The organism is Pseudomonas sp. SR18, from assembly GCF_023701505.1.
Taxonomy (GTDB): domain Bacteria; phylum Pseudomonadota; class Gammaproteobacteria; order Pseudomonadales; family Pseudomonadaceae; genus Aquipseudomonas; species Aquipseudomonas cyclaminis.
This window is the reverse complement of sequence record NZ_JAMQAU010000005.1, coordinates 31330-50660: the sequence shown is the minus strand read 5'-3', so window position 1 is coordinate 50660 and position 19331 is coordinate 31330. Positions and strand designations below refer to the sequence as shown.

Annotated in this window: 17 protein-coding genes and 1 pseudogene; 9 read left to right on the top strand and 9 right to left on the bottom strand. The window is 62.1% G+C overall.

The window, feature by feature from the left end:
• Positions 1-104: 104 nt before the first annotated feature.
• The 4 genes from NDJ82_RS09620 to NDJ82_RS09605 all read right to left on the bottom strand — a co-directional run bounded on the left by NDJ82_RS09620 (position 105) and on the right by NDJ82_RS09605 (position 3722).
• Positions 105-398: a YcgL domain-containing protein gene (locus tag NDJ82_RS09620; RefSeq protein WP_099587458.1), complete on the bottom strand. Its 294-nt coding sequence runs from the start codon at positions 396-398 to the stop codon at positions 105-107.
• The gene (rnd, locus tag NDJ82_RS09615) at positions 395-1528 is read right to left on the bottom strand and encodes a ribonuclease D (protein ID WP_099587459.1); all 1134 of its coding nucleotides are present in this window, start codon (positions 1526-1528) and stop codon (positions 395-397) included. Before rnd ends, NDJ82_RS09620 begins: the two co-directional genes overlap by 4 nt.
• A gap of 122 nt (positions 1529-1650) precedes the next feature.
• Positions 1651-2250, bottom strand: coding sequence for a class I SAM-dependent methyltransferase (locus NDJ82_RS09610; protein WP_250925352.1), 600 nt, complete (start codon positions 2248-2250; stop codon positions 1651-1653).
• Positions 2251-2351: 101 nt separating this feature from the next.
• Entirely contained in the window at positions 2352-3722 is a 1371-nt protein-coding gene (locus NDJ82_RS09605; protein ID WP_099587461.1) for a glutamine synthetase family protein, read from the bottom strand.
• 344 nt (positions 3723-4066) lie between these two features.
• Between NDJ82_RS09605 and NDJ82_RS09600 the strand changes: the two genes are divergently transcribed.
• The gene (locus tag NDJ82_RS09600; protein ID WP_099587462.1) at positions 4067-4840 is read left to right on the top strand and encodes a transporter substrate-binding domain-containing protein; all 774 of its coding nucleotides are present in this window, start codon (positions 4067-4069) and stop codon (positions 4838-4840) included.
• 48 nt (positions 4841-4888) lie between these two features.
• Positions 4889-5728, top strand: a pseudogene (locus tag NDJ82_RS09595) (cache domain-containing protein).
• Positions 5729-5799: 71 nt separating this feature from the next.
• Here the strand turns inward: NDJ82_RS09595 and NDJ82_RS09590 are convergent.
• The gene (locus NDJ82_RS09590; protein ID WP_250925351.1) at positions 5800-7317 is read right to left on the bottom strand and encodes an MDR family MFS transporter; all 1518 of its coding nucleotides are present in this window, start codon (positions 7315-7317) and stop codon (positions 5800-5802) included.
• Positions 7318-7383: 66 nt separating this feature from the next.
• Positions 7384-8568 (bottom strand): 4-hydroxybenzoate 3-monooxygenase, encoded by a 1185-nt coding sequence (gene pobA / locus NDJ82_RS09585; RefSeq protein WP_250925440.1) that lies wholly within the window; start codon positions 8566-8568, stop codon positions 7384-7386.
• Positions 8569-8757: 189 nt separating this feature from the next.
• Here pobA and NDJ82_RS09580 point away from each other — a divergent pair, with 189 nt between their 5' ends.
• Positions 8758-9636: a helix-turn-helix domain-containing protein gene (locus NDJ82_RS09580; RefSeq protein ID WP_099587466.1), complete on the top strand. Its 879-nt coding sequence runs from the start codon at positions 8758-8760 to the stop codon at positions 9634-9636.
• Here NDJ82_RS09580 and NDJ82_RS09575 read toward each other — a convergent pair.
• Together NDJ82_RS09575 and NDJ82_RS09570 are read right to left on the bottom strand one after the other, a co-directional pair.
• Complete coding sequence (locus NDJ82_RS09575) at positions 9629-9805, bottom strand: hypothetical protein (protein ID WP_177411513.1); 177 nt, start codon at positions 9803-9805, stop codon at positions 9629-9631. The two genes, NDJ82_RS09580 and NDJ82_RS09575, sit on opposite strands and share 8 nt — an antisense overlap.
• Before the next feature lie 100 nt (positions 9806-9905).
• Positions 9906-10811 (bottom strand): LysR family transcriptional regulator, encoded by a 906-nt coding sequence (locus NDJ82_RS09570; protein WP_112194048.1) that lies wholly within the window; start codon positions 10809-10811, stop codon positions 9906-9908.
• 107 nt (positions 10812-10918) lie between these two features.
• Here NDJ82_RS09570 and NDJ82_RS09565 point away from each other — a divergent pair, with 107 nt between their 5' ends.
• Complete coding sequence (locus NDJ82_RS09565; RefSeq protein ID WP_191958333.1) at positions 10919-11785, top strand: MBL fold metallo-hydrolase; 867 nt, start codon at positions 10919-10921, stop codon at positions 11783-11785.
• A gap of 34 nt (positions 11786-11819) precedes the next feature.
• The gene (locus tag NDJ82_RS09560) at positions 11820-12434 is read left to right on the top strand and encodes an NAD(P)-dependent oxidoreductase (protein WP_158877128.1); all 615 of its coding nucleotides are present in this window, start codon (positions 11820-11822) and stop codon (positions 12432-12434) included.
• A 115-nt stretch (positions 12435-12549) separates the two neighbouring features.
• On the opposite strand, the gene NDJ82_RS09555 is transcribed toward NDJ82_RS09560, so the two are convergent.
• Positions 12550-13428: a LysR substrate-binding domain-containing protein gene (locus NDJ82_RS09555; RefSeq protein WP_250925350.1), complete on the bottom strand. Its 879-nt coding sequence runs from the start codon at positions 13426-13428 to the stop codon at positions 12550-12552.
• Positions 13429-13538: 110 nt separating this feature from the next.
• Between NDJ82_RS09555 and NDJ82_RS09550 the strand changes: the two genes are divergently transcribed.
• The 4 genes from NDJ82_RS09550 (at position 13539) to NDJ82_RS09535 (ending at position 19324) form a co-directional block, all read left to right on the top strand.
• Complete coding sequence (locus NDJ82_RS09550; RefSeq protein ID WP_250925349.1) at positions 13539-15164, top strand: 5-guanidino-2-oxopentanoate decarboxylase; 1626 nt, start codon at positions 13539-13541, stop codon at positions 15162-15164.
• Positions 15161-16603 carry an aldehyde dehydrogenase family protein gene (locus tag NDJ82_RS09545; protein ID WP_250925348.1) on the top strand — a complete coding sequence of 481 codons (1443 nt, stop codon included), beginning with the start codon at positions 15161-15163 and terminating at the stop codon, positions 16601-16603. The genes NDJ82_RS09550 and NDJ82_RS09545 overlap by 4 nt, the downstream gene beginning before the upstream one ends.
• A 460-nt stretch (positions 16604-17063) precedes the next feature.
• Positions 17064-18251 carry a CynX/NimT family MFS transporter gene (locus NDJ82_RS09540; RefSeq protein WP_250925347.1) on the top strand — a complete coding sequence of 396 codons (1188 nt, stop codon included), beginning with the start codon at positions 17064-17066 and terminating at the stop codon, positions 18249-18251.
• 137 nt (positions 18252-18388) lie between these two features.
• The gene (locus NDJ82_RS09535) at positions 18389-19324 is read left to right on the top strand and encodes a LysR family transcriptional regulator (RefSeq protein WP_099587475.1); all 936 of its coding nucleotides are present in this window, start codon (positions 18389-18391) and stop codon (positions 19322-19324) included.
• Positions 19325-19331: the final 7 nt, after the last annotated feature.

Genomic DNA, 19331 nt, shown 5'->3' with positions numbered 1-19331 from the left:
TCAAACCTTTCAAAAACAATGCAGACGGCCGCCCGCATCCTTACGGCCACCGCCCACTAATACGATTCCATTGAAACCTGTGCCCTGAAGCAGGCACTGACCGATTACATCGGGTCGTTGCGGCGCAGCAGCTCTTCGGGCAAGTGTTCGATGTACTCGTCCTCGGCCGGCGGCATTTGCAGGTGGTAGCCCTGTTTGTCGAGGTTTTCCAGGACCACCAGGATGTCTTCGCGCGACAGCTTGCGCTCCGGCGTCAGGATCATCTCGAACGCCAGATGGGCCTTGCCGAAGGCGGCCATCAACGGTTCCGGCACACGCTCAAGGGCATCGCTCTTGAGCACGTAGAGGTACATGCCGTCTTTTTTCAGGCTGCGGTAGATGGAGCAAATACGTTTCAAGGCTGTTCTCCGGCAGTGGCCAGGCTGTCGAGCAGCGCCTGGCCCATCAACTCGCGGCGCCAGCCACGCAGCGAGTCTGGCAATTTATAAGGCCCATCGGGGTAGCCGCTTTTAACCAGGGCTTCGAGGGTTTTCTTGCGCAGCATCAGTTCCGGCGCCATCTCCAGGCGTTCGGCGAACGTCTGGCCCAGGGCACGCAGTTGCTTGATCAGGTTGGCGGCGTCCACCGGCAGCGGTTCCGCCACGGCCGGCGGCCATTGGTCCATGGACACACTGCCGGCACGTTTGATCAGGTCCAGCAGGAACTGGCCATCCTGACGCACGGTGCGCGGGTGCATGTCTTCGATCTTGCCCAGGGCCGCGAGGTTATCCGGCTGGGATTTGGCCAGGGGCCACAACGAGTGCTCGCGAACGATGCGGTTGCGCGGCAAGTCACGGGCGCGGGCTTGCTGTTCGCGCCAGGCGCACAGTTCACGCAGCACGGCGAGTTGGGCGCGAGACAGTTTCCACGCCAGCTTGGCGTCGCGGTACACCTCGTACGGGTCGACTTCGCGGCGCAGGTTGGCCACCAGTTCGGCGCCGTCCTCCAGCACCCAGGCGTATTTATCGTCCGACAGCTGCGGACGCAGGCGAATGTAGACCTCGGCCAAGTGCACCGCGTCTTCGGCGGCATAGCTGACCTGGGTCTCGGACAATGGTCGCTGCAGCCAGTCCGAGCGGGTCTCGCCCTTGGGCAGATCGATGTCGAGCACGGCGTGGACCAGTCGCGAGTAGCCCATGGAGAAACCGAGATTCAGGTACGCGGCTGCCAATTGGGTGTCGAACAACGGCACCGGCAGGCTGCCGGTCAGGCGCAGCAGGACTTCGAGGTCTTCGCTGCAGGCGTGCACCACCTTGATCACCGCCGGGTTTTCCAGCAGGTCGGCCAAGGGTTGCCAGTTGTCGATGGTCAGGGGATCGATCAGGTAAGCGCGTACGCCATCACCGATCTGGATCAGCCCGGCAATGGGATAAAAGGTGTCGACCCGCATGAATTCGGTGTCGAGGGCGACGAATGGCAACTGCTGCCATTCGGCGCAATGCTGGCCGAGGCTATCGTTGTCGCAGATCCAGTGAATATCGATGGCCACACGGCTCTCCCTTGAAGAATGGCGCGCAGTATATATCGCGAAAGGGGCTAGCGAGCATCCGCAGTGCACTGGCAACCATGAAAACTCAGACAGGAGATGAAGAATAGCCCTACGGGACGGAGTTATCCTTTCTTACGCAGCACATAGACCCGCCACAGGTTTGAGCCTGGCATGAATTCCTGCTGGTTCAGGACTTTGAAGCCGGCCTGGCGAAACTCGTCGTCTACCGCAGTGCGTGAATTGACCGAGACAATCACCGTATCGCGGCTCACGCGGTGAAACTCGCCCAGCAACGCCAGGCGTCCCTCGCTGTTGGGCACATGGCGAAACAACTCCAAACAGAAGATGCAGTCCACCGCGTTCTCCGACAAACCGATGGAAAACGCCGAACCCTGAAAGGTCTTGACCCGCTTGAGCAACGCCGCCGGGTGGTGGGTGCACGCGTGGTCGAGCATGTCCTGGGAATTGTCCGAGGCGAGGATCACCCGGTTGATGTGTTCGGCCAACACCGGCCAGAAACGCCCTGAACCGCAGGCCAGGTCAAGGATCAACCCCGGTTCGCCGGCAACCTTGAGCGCCTGGCGCACCAGCCACTCGTCACGCCACGACGCCAGCCGCCGACGCAGTCCCGGTGGGCGCGTGTCTGCGCAGACCTTGGCATGTTCAAGGCCGCAGCGCTCGGCGTATTCGATCTCGATGGAGGATGGTGGTTGTGGCGACATCACGGGCTCATTGGGGTTAAACAGGGGTGAACGACCTTGATTCGCAGCTTAACCAGCGCAACGTGAAAAAAAGGTCGAAGCGTCCACTCCCCTTCATCCACTCAGGCCTGATGCAGGTACCAACGCCAATCCTGCTCGCCCACCTCGCCCATGAACTGGCGATACTCAGCGCGTTTTACCGCCAGGTACACACCGAGGAATTCACTGCCAAACGCTTCTCTGGCCCAGCTTGAGCCTTCCAGCGCACGCAAGGTGGTGAGCCAATCGGTGGGCAGAAACTCCGTGGCCTGGGCGTAGCCGTTGCCTTCCACCGGCGCGCCGGGGTCGCGCTGTTCGCGGATCCCTCGGTGAATGCCGGCCAGGATCGCGGCAGCGGCCAGATAAGGGTTGGCGTCGGCGCCGCAGATGCGGTGTTCGATATGCCGCGAATGTGCCGGGCCACCGGGCACGCGCAGGCTGACGGTGCGGTTGTCCACGCCCCAGGTGACGGCCAGGGGCGCGTAGCTGTTGGTTTGGAAGCGGCGATAGGAATTGGCGTTGGGGCAGAACATCAGCAGGGAATCGAGCAAGGTGCCGAGCATCCCGCCCACGGCCTGACGCAGCAGCGGCGTGCCGTCGGCCGCCTCGCTGGCGAACAGGTTATGGCCTTGGGCATCCGCCAGGCTGACGTGCATGTGCATGCCGGTGCCTGCCAGATCGTCGAACGGTTTGGCCATGAAGCACGCCGTCATCCCGTGCTTGTGCGCCACGCCCTTGACCAGGCGCTTGTAGCGCACTGCTTCGTCCATGGCTTGCAGCGCGTCGGCGCGGTGTTCCAGGGTGATTTCCACTTGGCCGGGAGCGTATTCGGAGATGGCCGTGCGCGCCGGGATGCCTTGCAGCTTGCAGGCGCTGTAGAGGTCGGCGAGGAAGGGCTCGATCTGCTCCAGTTCGCGCAGGCCGTAGACCTGGGTCGAACGCGGGCGACCGCCATCCCTATCCCGCGCTGGTTGCGGGCGGCCGTGGCTGTCGGGCTTCTGGTCGAGCAGGTAGAACTCCAGCTCGGCCGCCATCACCGGGTAATAGCCATCGGCGTTGAGCCCGTCGATGACCCTGGCCAGCACATGCCGGGGGTCGGCCACGGTGGCGGGTAGGCCTTCGGTGGGGTGCATGCTGACTTGCACCGCTGCGGTGGGGATCAGCCGCCACGGCATGCGCTGCAAACTGCCGCTGATGGGGTAGGCGCGGCAGTCGATATCACCCACCTCCCACACCAGGCCGGAGTTCTCCACGTCATCGCCATTGATGGTCAGGCCGAGGATGGTGCTGGGCAATGGCCGGCCGCTTTCATACACCGCCAGCAGTTCATCGCGGTGCAGCAACTTGCCACGCGGTACGCCGTTGTTGTCGAGGATAAACAGCTCGAACATCTCGATGTCCGGGTGCTGCTCAAGGAAAGAGTGGGCTTCGTGCAGGCTGGCGAAATCGCGCATAGGGTTTCTCATACGTTTGCTTCAGGCAGATGCGCACACAGGCGCGTCATCCATGGGGTAAATCAACGTAGGAGAAAGGCATCCGGCGGGCGCGCATGCCGACAATGGAACAGCGCCCAGAATGCCAGTATGGACGGCAGTGTCGCGAGGTGAGTGGCGGCGGAACCGTCCATGGGCGCATCACGGTGATGGAGATGCCCGCAGCCTCACACGCCGGGATAGGCGCGTAAATTCAGGGATGACGGAGTTTGGTTACGCGCCGGCTAAACATTCGCCACGCCTTGCCACCCTGCCCCGCGCTGGAAATAATGGCTGCCCCCACCCTGCCCCAAGGACTCGACCGCATGAAAGCACCCTTAGCCCTGTGTGTACTGGCGAGCCTGGCCACCAGCGCCCTGGCCGACACTGCCCCGTCACGCCTCGACGAGGTGCTCCAGCGCGGCACCCTCAGCGTATGCACCACCGGCGACTACACGCCCTACACCAAGCTGCGCGCTGATGGCACCTATGAAGGCATCGACATTGCCATGGCCGAGTCCCTGGCCAAGAGCCTCAACGCGAAGATCACCTGGGTGCCCACCACCTGGAAAACCCTGATGCCGGACTTCCTCGCGCAACGCTGCGATATCGCCGTCGGGGGGATTTCGGTGTCCCTGGAGCGTCAGAAAAAAGCCTTCTTCAGCCAGTCCCTTGGCGTCGACGGCAAGATTCCGCTGGTGCGCTGCGCCGATGTGCAGCGCTACCAGACTGTCGAGCAGATCAACCAGCCCCAGGTACGGGTGATCGAACCGGCAGGCGGCACCAATGAAGTGTTTGCCCGTGCCCACCTGGGCCAGGCGCAGATCCGCCTGCACGACAACGTGACCATCTTCGACGAACTGCTCGCTGGCAAGGCAGACGTCATGATCACCGATGCCAGCGAAGCCCGTTACCAGCAGAAGCAAAAGCCCGGCCTGTGTGCAGTCAATCCTGAGCGGCAGATGCAGTACAGCGAAAAAGCCTTTTTGCTGCCCCGCGATGACGTGGCCTGGAAAAGCTATGTCGACCAGTGGTTGCACCTGAGCGTCGCGACCGGTGTGTACCAAGGCATTGTCGACCAATGGTTGGCAGCGCCCTAGCCAAGGCCGTCTACGCTCTTGTCACATCAATAAAAACGAGGACGGACCATGAAGGGAATGCTCCGCGTCACCTGGCTGCTGCTGTTGTGTTTCAGCCAAGTGCACGCCGCCACAACTCAGGATGAGGACGCGCAGGCGGCCAAGGCCCTGCTGGAAAAAGCCCTGGTCTACTACCAGAGCAATGGCGACAAGGCCTTTGCCGCGTTCAGCCGCCAAGGGGAATTTATCGACCAGGACCGTTACGTGTTCGTGATCGATACCCAGGGCGTACTGCTGGCCAGCGGCGGTCCCTCCTCCGCGTTGATCGGCCGGGACGTCAACGAGGTACTGGGGCCGGACTTGCGCGAGTCGTTCAAGACCGCGCTCAAGACACCGCAAGGCCAGGGCATCCAGCAGGCGGATTATCGCTGGCAGAACTGGAACGACGGCAAGGTCGAGCACAAGCACGTGTTTTATCAGCGGGTGGGTGAACGCATCCTGGCCGTGGGCTATTACCTGCCACGGGCGACCCCGTAACAGGCCCGGGCCTTGCGCAACAAAGCGGTTAACGCGTTGCTCAAGGATGAAGCCGGTACGCTCAAGGCCATCAACTCATTGCAGGGCGGCTTCCTGCAGGATGATCTCTATGTGTTCGTGGTCGACCTGGACACCCAACGCTACGTGGCCCACGGCACCACCCTGCGGCTGATCAACACCGACTTCAGCAAGATCAAGGACCCGGACGGCAGACCGGTGGGGGAGCCGATCCTCAAGCTGATGGCGGAGCAGGATCAGGGAGAATACAAGTACCGCTGGAAAAACCCGGTGACGGACAAGGTCGAGAACAAGCATGCCTATGTGCGCAAGGCCGGGCATTTCATGGTTGCGGTGGGTTACTACAGCCCGTGATCTGGACGCGGATGCCTGAAATTGTGGGAGGGCGCTTGCTCCCTCCCACACGTTGATCTCTATCGCGCCAGTTACTTCGCTTTGTCTTCCCGCCCGCGCAGCACCCGATTCGGCATCGCAATCGCTGCCGCCAACCCCAGCAGCGACACCGCCGCACTGACCATCAGCAAATGCCTGAACGTCACCCCCAACTCCCCGCGCAGTGCATCCTGCGCCGGGCCTGGCGCGGCGTTCAGACCGTCGAGCAGCACATTGCCAGAACTGCCCTCGGCCACCAGCGCACCGCTGGCCAGATGCGCGAAGCTCGAATCCTGCAACAACGCCAGCAGCAGCGCCGACATGCACGCCACGCCCACCGCACCGCCAAGGGAACGGAACAGGTTGGTGGTGCTGGTGGCGACGCCGATGTCGCGCTGTTCCACCGAGTTTTGCGAGCCCACCAGGGAGGTGGGGAATTGCATCCCGGCGGCGATCCCGCACAGCAGCATGAACATACCGGTCAGCAGCACATCCTGGGGCGCACTGAAGGCCATGCCCAGGATTGCCAGCGGGCTTAACAGTGCGCCACTGAGAATCATCGGTTTATAGCGCCCGGTCACTGAGGTCATGCGCCCGGCGGAATACGCGCCAATCGGCAAGCCAATCGCCAGGGGCAACAAGTGCAAGGCCGCACTGTCGGCACCGCCTCCGGTTACGGTCTGAAAGCGCAGGGGCATCAGCACCGTCAGGGAAATCGCCTGGAAACTGGTGAAAAACACCGTGCACCAGCACAACACTGCGCTGCGGTTGACGAACAGGTGCATCGGCAGCAAAGGCTCCCGCGCACGGCGCTCGTGCCACACAAACAGCGTCAACGCCACCAGCGCGCAGGCCAGCAAGCCCAGCACCTCAGGGTCACGCCAATGATGGCCCTGGCCGATTTCGGTAATACCCAGCAACAAGGCGGTCAGGCCGACGATCATCAAGACGGTACCGAGGTAATCGATGATCGGCTTGCGCTGCGGCACCGGCAGCCCTACCAGCGTGCGATGCGCCACATACCAGGCGCCGGCGCCCAGCGGCAGGTTGATCAAGAACACCCAGCGCCACGACAGATACTCGGTCATGTAACCGCCCAACACCGGCCCGGCCACGCTGGCCACTGCGTACATGCTGCTGAAATAGCCCTGGTAGCGCCCACGCTCACGGGGCGGGATGATGTCGCCGATGATCGCCTGGCTCACCGAGATCATGCCGCCAGCACCGATGCCCTGCAGCACCCGCGCCAGCACCAGTTGCTCCATGTTTTGCGCCATGCCACAGAACAGCGATGCCACGGTAAACAAGCCCATGCCGATCAGCATCATCGGCCGGCGCCCGTACAGGTCGCCAAGCTTGCCGTAGATCGGCACCGCCACCGTCATTGCCACCATGTAGCCGGAGATCACCCAGGCCAGCAGGTTGACGTCGTGAAATTGCGCGGAGATAGCGGGCATGGACACGGCGACGATGGTCTGGTCCAAGGCGCCGAGGAAGATCGCCATCATCAACGAGGCGAGGATACTGCGCACCGCCGGGAGCGGTGGCGTAGGCTGATTGAGCTGAGTCACGACAGAACCTTCAAGCAAGGCCCGTAGGAAAAGACGGCCCACGGGAATGCTGAATACGATAGCAGGCTATTCGATAGCCTCGTAAGGAAGCCCGACGTAATTTTCCGCAATGGTTTTGCGCCCGGCTTCGGAGTGGATGAAGTACTCCAGTTCGCTCTGAGCGATGCGCTGGCTGAAGCCGTCCGCCTCCGGGAATTGATGCAGCATCGAGGTCATCCACCACGAAAACCGCTCGGCCTTCCACACCCGGCGCAGGCAAATGGCCGAATAGCGCTCCAGCAAATCCACGCGCCCCTCGCCATAGACCTTGAGCAGAATCCGGAACAAGGTGCTCACATCACTGGCCGCCAGGTTCAGGCCCTTGGCGCCGGTGGGCGGAACGATATGCGCGGCATCCCCGAGCAGGAACAGGCGCCCGTACTGCATCGGTTCCACCACAAAACTGCGCAGCGGCGCGATGCTTTTTTCAATCGATGGGCCGGTGACCAACTGCTCGGCCAGGCGGCTGGGCAGGCGGGTTTTCAATTCATCCCAAAAGCGTTCGTCCGACCATTCGTCCAACGGTTCTTCGGCAGGCACTTGCAGGTAATAACGGCTGCGGGTCGGCGAGCGCATGCTGCACAGGGCAAAGCCACGGGGGTGCTTGGCGTACACCAGTTCGTCGTGTACTGGCGGGGTGTCGGCGAGGATGCCCAGCCAGCCGAAGGGGTAGACGCGTTCAAAGATTTTCAGTGACTCAGCCGGGATCGACTGGCGCGCCACGCCGTGGAAACCATCACAGCCGGCGATGTAATCGCACTCCAGGCGGAACGCCTCGCCCTGGTGTTCGAAGGTCAGCCAGGGTCGATCAGTTTTAAGATCATGGGGCTGCACGTCACGTGCTTCGTAGAACGTGACGGCGCCGGCCGCGTCACGGGAGGCCATCAGGTCGCGGGTGACTTCGGTCTGGCCGTAGATCATCACCGATTGGCCGCCAGTCAGGGCCTTGAGATCGATGTGGGTGAGATGCCCGTCCAGCGCCAACTCAAAGCCGTCATGCACCAGCCCTTCGGCATCCATGCGTTGGCTGACACCCGCCTGGCGCAGCAGGTCGACCATGCCTTGCTCCAGCACCCCGGCGCGGATGCGGCCTTGCACGTAATCGGCGCTCTGGCGCTCTAGGATAAGGGTCTCGATGCCGGCATTGTGCAGCAGCTGGCCGAGCAACAGTCCAGAAGGACCGGCGCCGATAATGGCGACTTGGGTTTTCAGCGTTTTCATTATTTTTATCGCCCGCAAGTTCCACTCGAACGGATCAAGTGAAAGAGTTGTCATTGATCTTATGGCTGACATTTTTCACTTGAGTGAACGGCATAAGAAGGTGAAAACTGCGACAAACCCTGCGCTTTTTGCCAATTTGGGCGATTACCGCACAACCGTCCTGAGTATCGGATTGAAACCATGACAGACACCGCGATTCCGGTCTTCAAGCTTTACGGGGAAAACCAGCAATGGCCGACCCCCGATTTGTTGCACTGCGAAACCATTTCCCGGCGCAGTCGGGAATACCAGTGGGAAATCCAACCCCACCGGCACGCGGATCTGTGCCAGCTGCTGTATGTGCACAAGGGCCAGGCCCAACTGGAAATCGAAGGCCAGCGCACCACGCTCAACGAAGCCACGCTGCAGGTATTGCCGCCGTTGTGCGTGCATGGGTTTCGTTTTGCCGAAGATGTCGAAGGGTATGTGGTGACACTCTCTGCGCCACTGGTGAGCCACTTGCAGGCACAACTGGGTGCGACGGCGGGCGGTTTGCAAACCTTGGGAAGTTACCCGGCCGGCAAGGACAGTGACTACCTCAACGCCCAGTTCGCCCGCCTGCAGGACGAATACGCCGACGACCAACCGGCCCGGGACATGATGATGCACGCCCTGGTCAGCGTGCTGCTGGTGTGGGTCAGCCGCCAGGCCATCCAGCGCCGCCATCCGCGCGCGCCAAGGGGCCGCGAGTATTTCCGGCGGTTTACCCAATTGGTCGAACAGCACTATCGGGAACACCCGAAGATTGAGGATCTGGCCCACAAGCTGGGTATCTCGGTCTCACACTTGAATGGGACATGTCGGGAACTGGGTGGGCAGCCTGCGTTGCAGATCATGCATGACCGCCAATTGCTGGAGGCCAAGCGCCTGCTGACTTACACCAGCATGACCATCAATGAAATGTCGGAGGTGCTGGGGTTCTCCGACCCGACCAACTTCTCTCGGCTGTTTCGCCGACGGGTCGGGTTCTCACCCAAGGCGTTCCGCGAGCAACTCAAAGCCGAATCGCCGGCTACCTGAGCGCGCTGAAACTGCCGGTGTGGGGCACGCATTGGTCCTGATGGCAGCTGATCGCAAAGGTCGGCTGCATGCGGGTCTGTTCGACGCGGTAGGCGGCAGTCCCGTACAGCGCACTGGCCAAGGCGCAGAGCGTGACAATCATCAGGTATTTTCTGGTTTTAATGCTCATGGCACAGACCTCTGGACGGATCCACACGGTGCTGTTTAAAGCATAGGCCAGCCAGGGCGAGTTGCCATTATTGGACGACATTCAACAGGCTTATGTCGCCTTACAGACCGACGTCCCACGCCGGCTCTTCAGGGAATCTCAATACCAGGAAATCCAGCAGGCTGCGCAGCGCCGACGGCATGTGTTTGCGTGAGGCGTAGACCGCGTAGATATTCATCTGCCGAGGCTCGGCGTGGGGCAGCAGGCGCACCAGTTCGCCACGGCGGATGTGATCGCCGGCCTGGTAACTGGGCAGCATGGCCACCCCGGCCCCGGCCAGCGTCAGGCGTAACAGCGTGCTGGCCTCGTTGGCCGTGATATTGCCGTGCACTGGCACCGACACGTGCTCGCCATGCTCCTCGAAATGCCACAGGTTTTTGCCGAAGTACGAGTGGGTCAGGCAGTTGTGCCGGGCCAGGTCTTCGACTTTTTGCGGGGCCGGAAGCTCGCGCAGGTACGCCGGGGTGGCGCAGACCACGGAGCGACAGACCGTCAGGCGCCGTGCGATCAGGTTCGGGTCCAGGTCATTACTGGTGCGGATGGCCAGGTCGATGCGTTCATCCACCAGGTTCACCGTGCGGTCGAGCATCTGCAGGTCGACAGTGACCAAGGGGTAGCGCTTGACGTACTCGGCAATGGCCTCGGCCAATTGCGCCTGGCCGAACGAGGTGCTGACACTCAGGCGCAGCAGGCCACGGGGTGCGTCATCCGGTTCGCTGACGGCGGCCTGCATGTCGCCGCACAACTCCAGCAATTGTCGGCAGCGCGGCAGGGTTTCGCTGCCTGCCGCCGTGAGGCTGAGTTTGCGCGTAGTGCGGTGCATCAGACGCGCACCAACCCAGTCTTCCAGCTCGGCCAGGTAACGTGAGACGACCGGGCGCGACAGGTCCAGGTGGTCGGCGGCGGCAGACTGGCTGCCCAGGTCCACCACGGTGACAAACACGCGCATTGCTTGAAGACGATCCATGATTTGCCCGATTTCAGAAACAAACTATGTTCCAGCATCGCATTTTTAGTCCCGTTTGGTGCAACTAAGCTCTGTGCATCCTTTGAACCGATTGCTGGAGCTGTCCGATGTTCTCAACCCTCAAGCGCTTGACTCTGGCCACCGCCGCCCTGGCATTTGCCGCCCATGCGTCGGCGGCCGACCTGACCCTCGATGTGTACAACCCTGGCGAAGCGGCGATTTTCCCGGTGACCTCGGTGCTGGTCAGCGGCGCCAAAGACGCGATCCTGGTGGACGCACAATTCGGCAAAGGCCAAGCCGAGCAACTGGTACAGAAGATCCGCGCCAGCGGCAAACACCTGACCACCATCTACATCAGCCATGGCGACCCGGATTACTACTTCGGCCTCGACACCCTGACGGCTGCGTTCCCGGAGGCCAAAGTGCTCGCGCCGCAACCGGTGGTCGACCATATCAACGCCACCGTGGCCGGCAAACTTGAGTTCTGGGGCCCGAAAATGGGCGCCGACAAACCGGCTAAAACCATCGTGCCGCAGGTGCTGCAAGGCCACAGCCTGACGCTGGAAGGTAAGCAGTTGGAGGTGATCGGCCTGGACGGCCCGCAGCCGGATCGCAGCTTTGTATGGATCCCGTCGATCAAGGCCGTGGTCGGTGGCGTCGTGGTCGCCGAAAACATTCACCTGTGGATGGCCGACACCCAAGGCGCGCAATCCCACAAGGACTGGCTGGCCACCCTGCAACGCATCGAAAACCTGAAACCGCGCACCGTGATTCCCGGTCACTACCTGGGTACGCCGTCCCTGGCTTCGGTCAAATTTACTGCTGACTACATCAAGGCCTTCGACGTAGAAACGGCCAAGGCCAAAGACTCCGCCGCCCTCATCGCAGCCATGAAAACGCGTTACCCCACCCTGGCCGACGAAAGCTCCCTGGAGCTGAGTGCAAAAGTCGCCAAGGGCGAAATGAAGTGGTGAAACCTCTCACACCTTAACCGTACTGGAGAACGTCATGAGCAAGATCGCAATCATTGGGGCCACAGGCCGTGCCGGCAGCCAATTGCTGGAAGAAGCGTTGCGTCGTGGGCACAGCGTCATCGCCATCGCGCGTAATACCGACAAGCTGGCAGCGCGCCCGAACGTCACCGTCAAACAAGTGGACGCGCTGGACGCCGATGCACTGCAACAGGCCATCAGCGGCAGCGACGTGGTGATCAGTGCCGCGCACTTCGCCACCCTGCCGGCCAGTGCCGTGATCGGGCCGGTGAAGAAGGCGGGTGTGAAACGCCTGCTGGTGGTAGGCGGCGCAGGTTCGCTATTGCTGCCCGGCGGCGGTCGTGTGATCGACAGCGAAGGCTTCCCGGCTGAGTACAAGGCAGAAGCCAGCGCAGGTGCTGAGTTCCTTGAGACCCTGCGCAAGGAACAAGCACTGGATTGGACATTCCTGTCGCCATCGGCCTTGTTCGATGGCACTGAGCGCACCGGTCAATTCCGCTTGGGCCAGGATGATTTGCTGGTGAGCAGCGAAGGTACAAGCGCGATCAGCTTCGCCGACTATGCCATCGCGATGATTGATGAAGTGGAAACACCGAAGCATTCGCGTCAGCGCTTCACCGTCGGTTACTGACACAACTAGGTCAAGAAATGTGGGAGGGGGCTTGCCCCCGATAGCGGTGGTTCAGTTGGAGCATCTTTGACTGACACATCGCTATCGGGGGCAAGCCCCCTCCCACATTTGCCTTTCAGTGTTCTGGAAATTGTGCCTGGCTGACTAACCAATCCATTAACGCTTCAAGCCCGGTCGACGGCTTCGTCCCCGGCGGATACACCAGGTAATACCCCATCCCCGTCGACACCCGCAGTGCGAACGGCATGACCAACCGCCCCGCCTTCACATCCTCGCCAATCAACGCGCTATCGCCAATCGCCACCCCGGAACCCTGGGAGGCCACCGTCATTGCCAAGTCCAGCGTTTCGAAATGATGACCCTGGCTCAGATTGCTCACATGGGTATTCGCCGCCTTCAACCATAACGCCCAATCCCGCTCATCCCGCGTGGGATGCAGCAGCACCTGTTGCTGCAAATCCTGCGGTGCGTGCAAGCCCGTCAGTAAACCCGGCGCGCAGACTGGCGTGAGTTGCTCGTCGAACAAATGCCGCGCCTCGGCGGACTGCTCGGCGGCGGGCGCGTAGATCACCGCTGCGTCGAACTGCTCGCGGCGAAAATCCACGGTGTAGGCCACGGTGGTGGTGAGCTCCACCGGCACGTCCGGACGCTCCTTTTGCCACTGCATCAAGCGCGGCAGCAACCAGCGCATCACGCAGGTGGACGCCTTGAGCTGCAAGGTCTGGCGGCGATTGCCGATCTGCTCCACGGCGTCACCGAGCAAGCCAAACACCTGCTGCGCCCGCAGTGACCATTCGCGCCCCTCTTCGGTCAGGCTCAAGCCCCGCGCCTGACGCTGGAACAGGGTGTAACCCAAGTGGCTTTCCAGCCCGGCGATCTGCCGGCTCACCGCGCCCTGGGTAATGTGCAGTTGCTCGGCTGCGCGGGTGAAATTGCAGCACTGGGCCGTGACCCAGAAGGTGTGCAGCGCGGGCAGCGGTGGAAGGCGTTTCATCGGGTTCAGCCATGACGTGAGGACATGGCTAGTATGACTTTTAATCGATTGTTGCCGCTATGGGCCAGCCGTTCCAATACCGCCTCGAATCCATAACAAGAGCGACCTGTATGGCGACCTGCGGCGAAGTGTTGGTCAAACTCCTCGAAGGCTACGGCGTGGACCAGGTGTTTGGCATCCCCGGCGTGCACACCGTGGAACTCTATCGTGGCCTGGCCCGTTCCAGCATCCGTCACGTCACCCCGCGCCACGAGCAAGGCGCCGGGTTCATGGCCGACGGCTATGCGCGTACCCGCGGCAAGCCCGGCGTGTGTTTCATCATCACCGGCCCCGGCATGACCAACATCACCACTGCCATGGGCCAGGCCTACGCCGACTCGATCCCGATGCTGGTGATTTCCAGCGTGCAATCACGCAGCCAGTTGGGCGGCGGGCGCGGCAAGTTGCATGAACTGCCGAACCAGAGCGCGATGATCGCGGGCGTGGCGGCGTTCTCCCATACCTTGATGTCGGCGGCGGAGTTGCCAGGTGTGCTGGCAAGGGCGTTTGCGCTGTTCCAGGCCGGTCGGCCGCGCCCGGTGCATATCGAGATCCCGTTGGATGTACTGGTGGAAAACGCCGACGCCCTGCTGGGCAGCGAGCCGATCAACGTGGCGCGTGCGGGTGCCGCACCTGCGGCGATCAAACAGATGGCTCAGTTACTGGCCTGCGCCAAGCGTCCGCTGATTCTCGCCGGAGGCGGCGCCATCGATGCCGCCTGCGCGTTGACCCGCCTCGCCGAAACCCTCGGCGCGCCAGTGGCGCTGACCATCAACGCCAAAGGCCTGCTGCCCGCCGCGCACCCGTTGCTGATCGGCTCGACACAGACTTTGGTCGCCACCCGCGCATTGGTCGCCGAAGCCGACGTGGTGCTGGCCATCGGCACGGAGCTTGGGGAAACCGATTACGACGTGACCTTCGCCGGCGGCTTTGACATTCCCGGCGCGCTGCTGCGCATCGACATCGATCCCGACCAGACCGTGCGCAATTACCCCCCTCACATTGCCTTGGTCGCCGATGCGCAAATCGCCGCCGAAGCCTTGCTCGCCGAGTTGGACAGCACATCGTTACCGCCGCGCTGCAGCAGTTGGGGCGGCGAGCGCGTCGCCCGTTTGTGGGCTGAACTGACGCCCACCTGGGACGCCGCGACCCGCGCGCAAACCCTGTTGCTCAACACGGTCCTGGAGACACTGCCCGGCGTCGTCATGGTCGGCGACTCTACCCAACCGGTGTACAGCGGCAACCTGACCCTCAACCTCGACCACCCGCGCCGCTGGTTCAACTCCTCCACCGGCTACGGCACCTTGGGATACGCTTTGCCCGCCGCCATCGGCGCCTGGCTGGGGCGCGGCGATGGGCAACCGGTGGTGTGCCTGATCGGCGACGGCGGCCTGCAGTTCAGCCTGCCGGAGCTGGCCAGCGCGGTGGAAGCCCGCACGCCGATCATCGTGTTGCTGTGGAATAACCAGGGCTATGAGGAGATCAAGAAATACATGCTCAACCGCGCCATCGAGCCGGTCGGCGTAGACATCTACACGCCGGACTTTATCGGCGTGGCCAAGGCCCTGGGTTGCGCGGTTGAACGCATCCAGGGCGTCGGATCTTTGCGCAGCGCCCTGCTGGCCGCCGCTGAGCGCCAAGGGCCGACGCTGATTGAAATCGACCAGGGGCTTTGGATGAAGGAGGTCGCGGTATGAACGCAGTCATAAACGGTGTGTATATCGACGGCGAATGGCGTGCAGGCCATGACGTGCTGGAGGTGATCAACCCGGCGACCGAAACCCGCTTGGCCGAGGTCAGCGCAGGCGACAGTGTTGCCGTGACCCAGGCAGTGGACGCCGCCAGCCGGGCGTTTACCGAGTGGTCAAAAACCACCGGCCACGAACGCGGTGCCCTGTTGCGCAACATCGCCCAGGGCGTGCGCGAACAGCGCGAACCGTTGATGCACCTGCAGTCGCGCAACAACGGCAAGCCGCTGTTTGAGGCCGGCATCGATGTGGACGACGTGATTGCCACCTTCGAGTACTACGCAGCTGTCGCCGAGGACCTGGACGCCGGGCAAGACCGCCCGGTGGCGCTGCCCGGCGATGATTTCAGCGCTCGCCTGCGCCGTGAACCCTGTGGCGTGGTGGGGCTGATCGTACCGTGGAATTTCCCCATGGTAACCACCGCCTGGAAACTCGCCCCCGCCCTCGCCGCCGGCTGCTGCGTGGTGCTTAAACCCTCGGAGGTCACGCCGCTGGCGGAGCTGCAATTGGCGCGGATCATCGCCGATTCCGGGCTGCCCGCCGGCGTGTTCAACCTGGTCTGCGGCACGGGCCTGGCGGTCGGCGCGCCCCTGGCAGCGGACCGTCGCGTGGCGAAGATTTCCTTCACCGGCAGCAATGCAGTGGGCGTGCAGGTGATGCAACGCGCCGCCGAAACCATCAAGGGCGTCAGCCTGGAACTGGGCGGAAAATCTTCGTTGCTGGTGCTGGCGGATGCTGATCTGGACTTGGCGGTAGAACTGGCGTGTGGCGGTGGATTTTTCAATGCCGGGCAAATGTGTTCCGCGACAAGTCGCGTACTGGTGGCCGACAGCCTGGCGGATGAATTCCTGCAACGCCTGCAGGTGCGGGCTGAAGGGATTCACGTGGCGGACCCGTTTGCCGAGGACGTGGAAATGGGCGCGCTGATCAACCGCGCGCAGTATCAACGGGTACAGGCGCATATCCAGCGTGGCATCGAGGATGGCGCGCGATTGCTGTGCGGCGGTGAACGTCCGGCGGATCTGGCGACAGGTTTTTTCATCCGCCCGACCGTGTTCACCGAGGTGCCGCTGGACAGCGCGTTATGGAACGAGGAAATCTTCGGCCCGGTGCTGTGTGTACGACGTTTCGCGACTGAGGATGAGGCGATTGCCCTGGCCAACGACAGCGATTTCGGCCTGGTGGCCAGTGTGGTCAGCGCCGACGCCGGGACCGCCGAACGCGTGGCGAATGCCTTGCAGGCCGGGCTGGTGTGGATCAACGCACCGCAAGTGATCTTCCCGCAGACCGCGTGGGGCGGCTACAAGCAGAGCAGCATCGGCCGCGAGTTGGGGCCGTGGGGGTTGGCGGCGTTCCAGGAGATCAAGCATGTGATTCGGTCTAACTGACACCGCTTCGACCCATGTGGGAGGGGGCTTGCCCCCGATAGCCATAGGTATCTACACAACTTCCCATGGATGCTGAATCTATGGCAACTCGGCTGCTGTGGTGAGCGGGCTTGTCCCGCGCTGGGCTGCGAAGCAGCCCCATCAAAGCCACCGCGTTTTTTCAGAAAAACCAAGTTGCCTGGTTTTGGGGCTGCTGCGCAGCCCAGCGCGGGACAAGCCCGCTCACCACAGCGTTATGTATAAGCCTTTGAGAGTTGTGTAGATACCCATGCCCCGATAGCGGTGGATCAGTTACAGATGCTTAGACTGAAACACGGCTATCGGGGGCTTGCCCCCTCCCACATTTCGATTTGCGGTGTTTGTGGGAAATGCATTTTTTAGATACTCCCTGCGACTTTCTCATTTGCCCCCCCGCCCCCATGCGTGGCCTGATTCGCCCTTGTTCACTCAAGGTCGGCCCATGGAAAACGTTCAGGCAAAACCCACCACCGCCGTTTGGCTGATGATCAGCGTGGTGCTGGTCGCCCTTAACCTGCGCCCGTCGATGGCGGCCGTGGGGCCATTGTTGTCGTCGATTCGTGGCGATGTGCCGTTGAGTTTCAGCAGCGCGGCGTTGTTGACCATGCTGCCGGTCATGGCCATGGGCCTGGCGATGTTCCTAGGCATGGGCCTGGCCAGGCGTTTCGGCGAGCACCGCAGCATTGTGCTGTCGCTGCTGGTGATTGGCGTGGCGACGCTGTCGCGGCTGTTTCTGGATTCGGCGCTGGAGCTGATCGTCAGCGCCATTGCAGCGGGGGTCGGTATTGCAATGATCCAGGCGTTGATGCCAGCGCTGATCAAGTCGCGCTTCAGCGATAACGTGTCACTGTTCATGGGCCTGTACGTCACCGCCATCATGGGCGGCGCGGCGCTGGCGGCTTCGTTCTCCCCTTTCGTGCAAATGCGCACCGGCAGCTGGCGTATCGGCCTGGCGATCTGGGCCGTGCTGGCGTTGCTCGCCCTGGTGTTCTGGCTCGCCCAGCGCTCAACTATGCCGCCATTGCCCCAGGCCGGTTCCGGCCCGCAGGCGTCATTTTTTGGCAACCGTCGTGCCTGGTTGCTGGCGATCTTTTTTGGCTTGGGCACCGCGTCCTACACCTGTGTTCTTGCGTGGCTGGCGCCGTACTACGTGGAGCAAGGCTGGAGCGAGCAGAACGCCGGGCTGCTGCTGGGCTTCCTGACGGCCATGGAAGTGGTCTCCGGCCTGATCACACCCGCCATCGCCAACCGTCGCCGGGATAAACGCGGCGTGGTGGCGGTGTTGCTGGTGCTGATCATCATCGGTTTCTGCGGCCTGATTCTCAGCCCGCAAGCCCTGAGTTTGCTGTGGCCGTGCCTGCTCGGCGTGGGCATCGGCGGCCTGTTCCCCATGAGCCTGATCCTGTCCCTCGATCACCTGGACAACCCGCGCCGTGCCGGCGGCCTCACGGCCTTTGTGCAGGGCATCGGCTACCTGATTGCAGGCTTGTCGCCGCTGATCGCCGGGATGATTCGTGACCAATTGGGCAGTTTCGAATGGGCCTGGTGGTCGCTGACAGCGGTGGTTGTACTGATGCTGCTGATCGTCACGCGCTTCAACCCAAGGCACTACGCGCACCATATCCGCTGAGGTCGTGTTGCAAACATTATTTGTCCCACGGCAAACATAGAAACGCCCTACAGAGCTTTCTATTGGCACGTACGTTCCGTTAAGCTTTTGCGCTGTCTTGTACTGAATTCGGTACAAAGGGTTTACGGACGAAACCGATGTTAAACAGTAACTTGCTCAGAAAACTCGATATGCAGGACTTGATGGTGTTTATCGCCGTCTACGACCAGAGCAGCGTTACCGAGGTGTCCGAAACGCTGTTCGTCAGCCAGTCCACCGTGAGCTACAGCCTGAAGAAGTTGCGCACCAGCTTTGAAGACGAGCTGTTTATCAACACCCGGGCGGGCATGCGTCCTACGTACAAGGCCACCACCATGTACGGCCATGTGCAGAAAATCCTCGAAAGCATCAACCTGTGCCACGCCGGTGGCCAGGCCTTCGACCCGACCCAGAAGGCGGTGACCTTCAACGTCTGTGCACCGGAATACTTCGAACAGTTGATCCTGCCGCGCCTGCTGAAAAGCTTCGACCGTGCTGACCTGCCGGTGATCGTCAATGTGCAGAAGCTGGAAACCCAGATCCCCGCCGATGACCTGCGCGAAGGCCGCCTGGACCTGGTGATCTGCTTCGGCCCGCACTTTCATCGCGCCCACAAAGACTTCAAGACCCAGATGCTGCTGGAGGACGACCTGGTGTGCGTCTTCGATAAACGCTCGGCGCCCAGGGAGCCGGCATTCAGCCTGCAATCCTTCGTCGAACGACGCCACGTGTTCCCCACGCCGTGGACCTCCGACACCAACATGATCGACGGCTGGCTGGCGCGCCAGGCCCACAAGCGTCATGTGGTTGCCCGGGCCAACAGCTACAGCGCCGCCTTGAAGATGATCACCGGCACCGACTTTATCGTCACACTGCCGCGCCGCGTGCAAAAGCTGTTGGCGCCAGCGGCGGTGTTCGGCCATTGCGAGGCGCCCAACGGGTTGCCGGGGTTCACCCTGGACATGCAGTGGAACGAAACCAGTGAACAGGACAGTGCCAATACCTGGTTTCGCGAGCAGGTGGTGAAGGTCTGCGCAGACCAAGGATTACTCTAAGCCCTGC

Bases quoted from the DNA above. Each gene is read 5' to 3' on its own strand.
- NDJ82_RS09550 (WP_250925349.1), top strand. From the start codon at position 13,539: ATGGCGACCTGCGGCGAAGTGTTGGTCAAACTCCTCGAAGGCTACGGC.
- NDJ82_RS09600 (WP_099587462.1), top strand. From the start codon at position 4,067: ATGAAAGCACCCTTAGCCCTGTGTGTACTGGCGAGCCTGGCCACCAGC.
- NDJ82_RS09610 (WP_250925352.1), bottom strand. From the start codon at position 2,250: ATGTCGCCACAACCACCATCCTCCATCGAGATCGAATACGCCGAGCGC.
- NDJ82_RS09570 (WP_112194048.1), bottom strand. From the start codon at position 10,811: ATGGATCGTCTTCAAGCAATGCGCGTGTTTGTCACCGTGGTGGACCTG.
- NDJ82_RS09580 (WP_099587466.1), top strand. From the start codon at position 8,758: ATGACAGACACCGCGATTCCGGTCTTCAAGCTTTACGGGGAAAACCAG.
- NDJ82_RS09540 (WP_250925347.1), top strand. From the start codon at position 17,064: ATGGAAAACGTTCAGGCAAAACCCACCACCGCCGTTTGGCTGATGATC.
- NDJ82_RS09535 (WP_099587475.1), top strand. From the start codon at position 18,389: ATGTTAAACAGTAACTTGCTCAGAAAACTCGATATGCAGGACTTGATG.
- NDJ82_RS09555 (WP_250925350.1), bottom strand. From the start codon at position 13,428: ATGAAACGCCTTCCACCGCTGCCCGCGCTGCACACCTTCTGGGTCACG.
- NDJ82_RS09560 (WP_158877128.1), top strand. From the start codon at position 11,820: ATGAGCAAGATCGCAATCATTGGGGCCACAGGCCGTGCCGGCAGCCAA.
- NDJ82_RS09545 (WP_250925348.1), top strand. From the start codon at position 15,161: ATGAACGCAGTCATAAACGGTGTGTATATCGACGGCGAATGGCGTGCA.
- NDJ82_RS09605 (WP_099587461.1), bottom strand. From the start codon at position 3,722: ATGCGCGATTTCGCCAGCCTGCACGAAGCCCACTCTTTCCTTGAGCAG.
- NDJ82_RS09565 (WP_191958333.1), top strand. From the start codon at position 10,919: ATGTTCTCAACCCTCAAGCGCTTGACTCTGGCCACCGCCGCCCTGGCA.
- NDJ82_RS09575 (WP_177411513.1), bottom strand. From the start codon at position 9,805: ATGAGCATTAAAACCAGAAAATACCTGATGATTGTCACGCTCTGCGCC.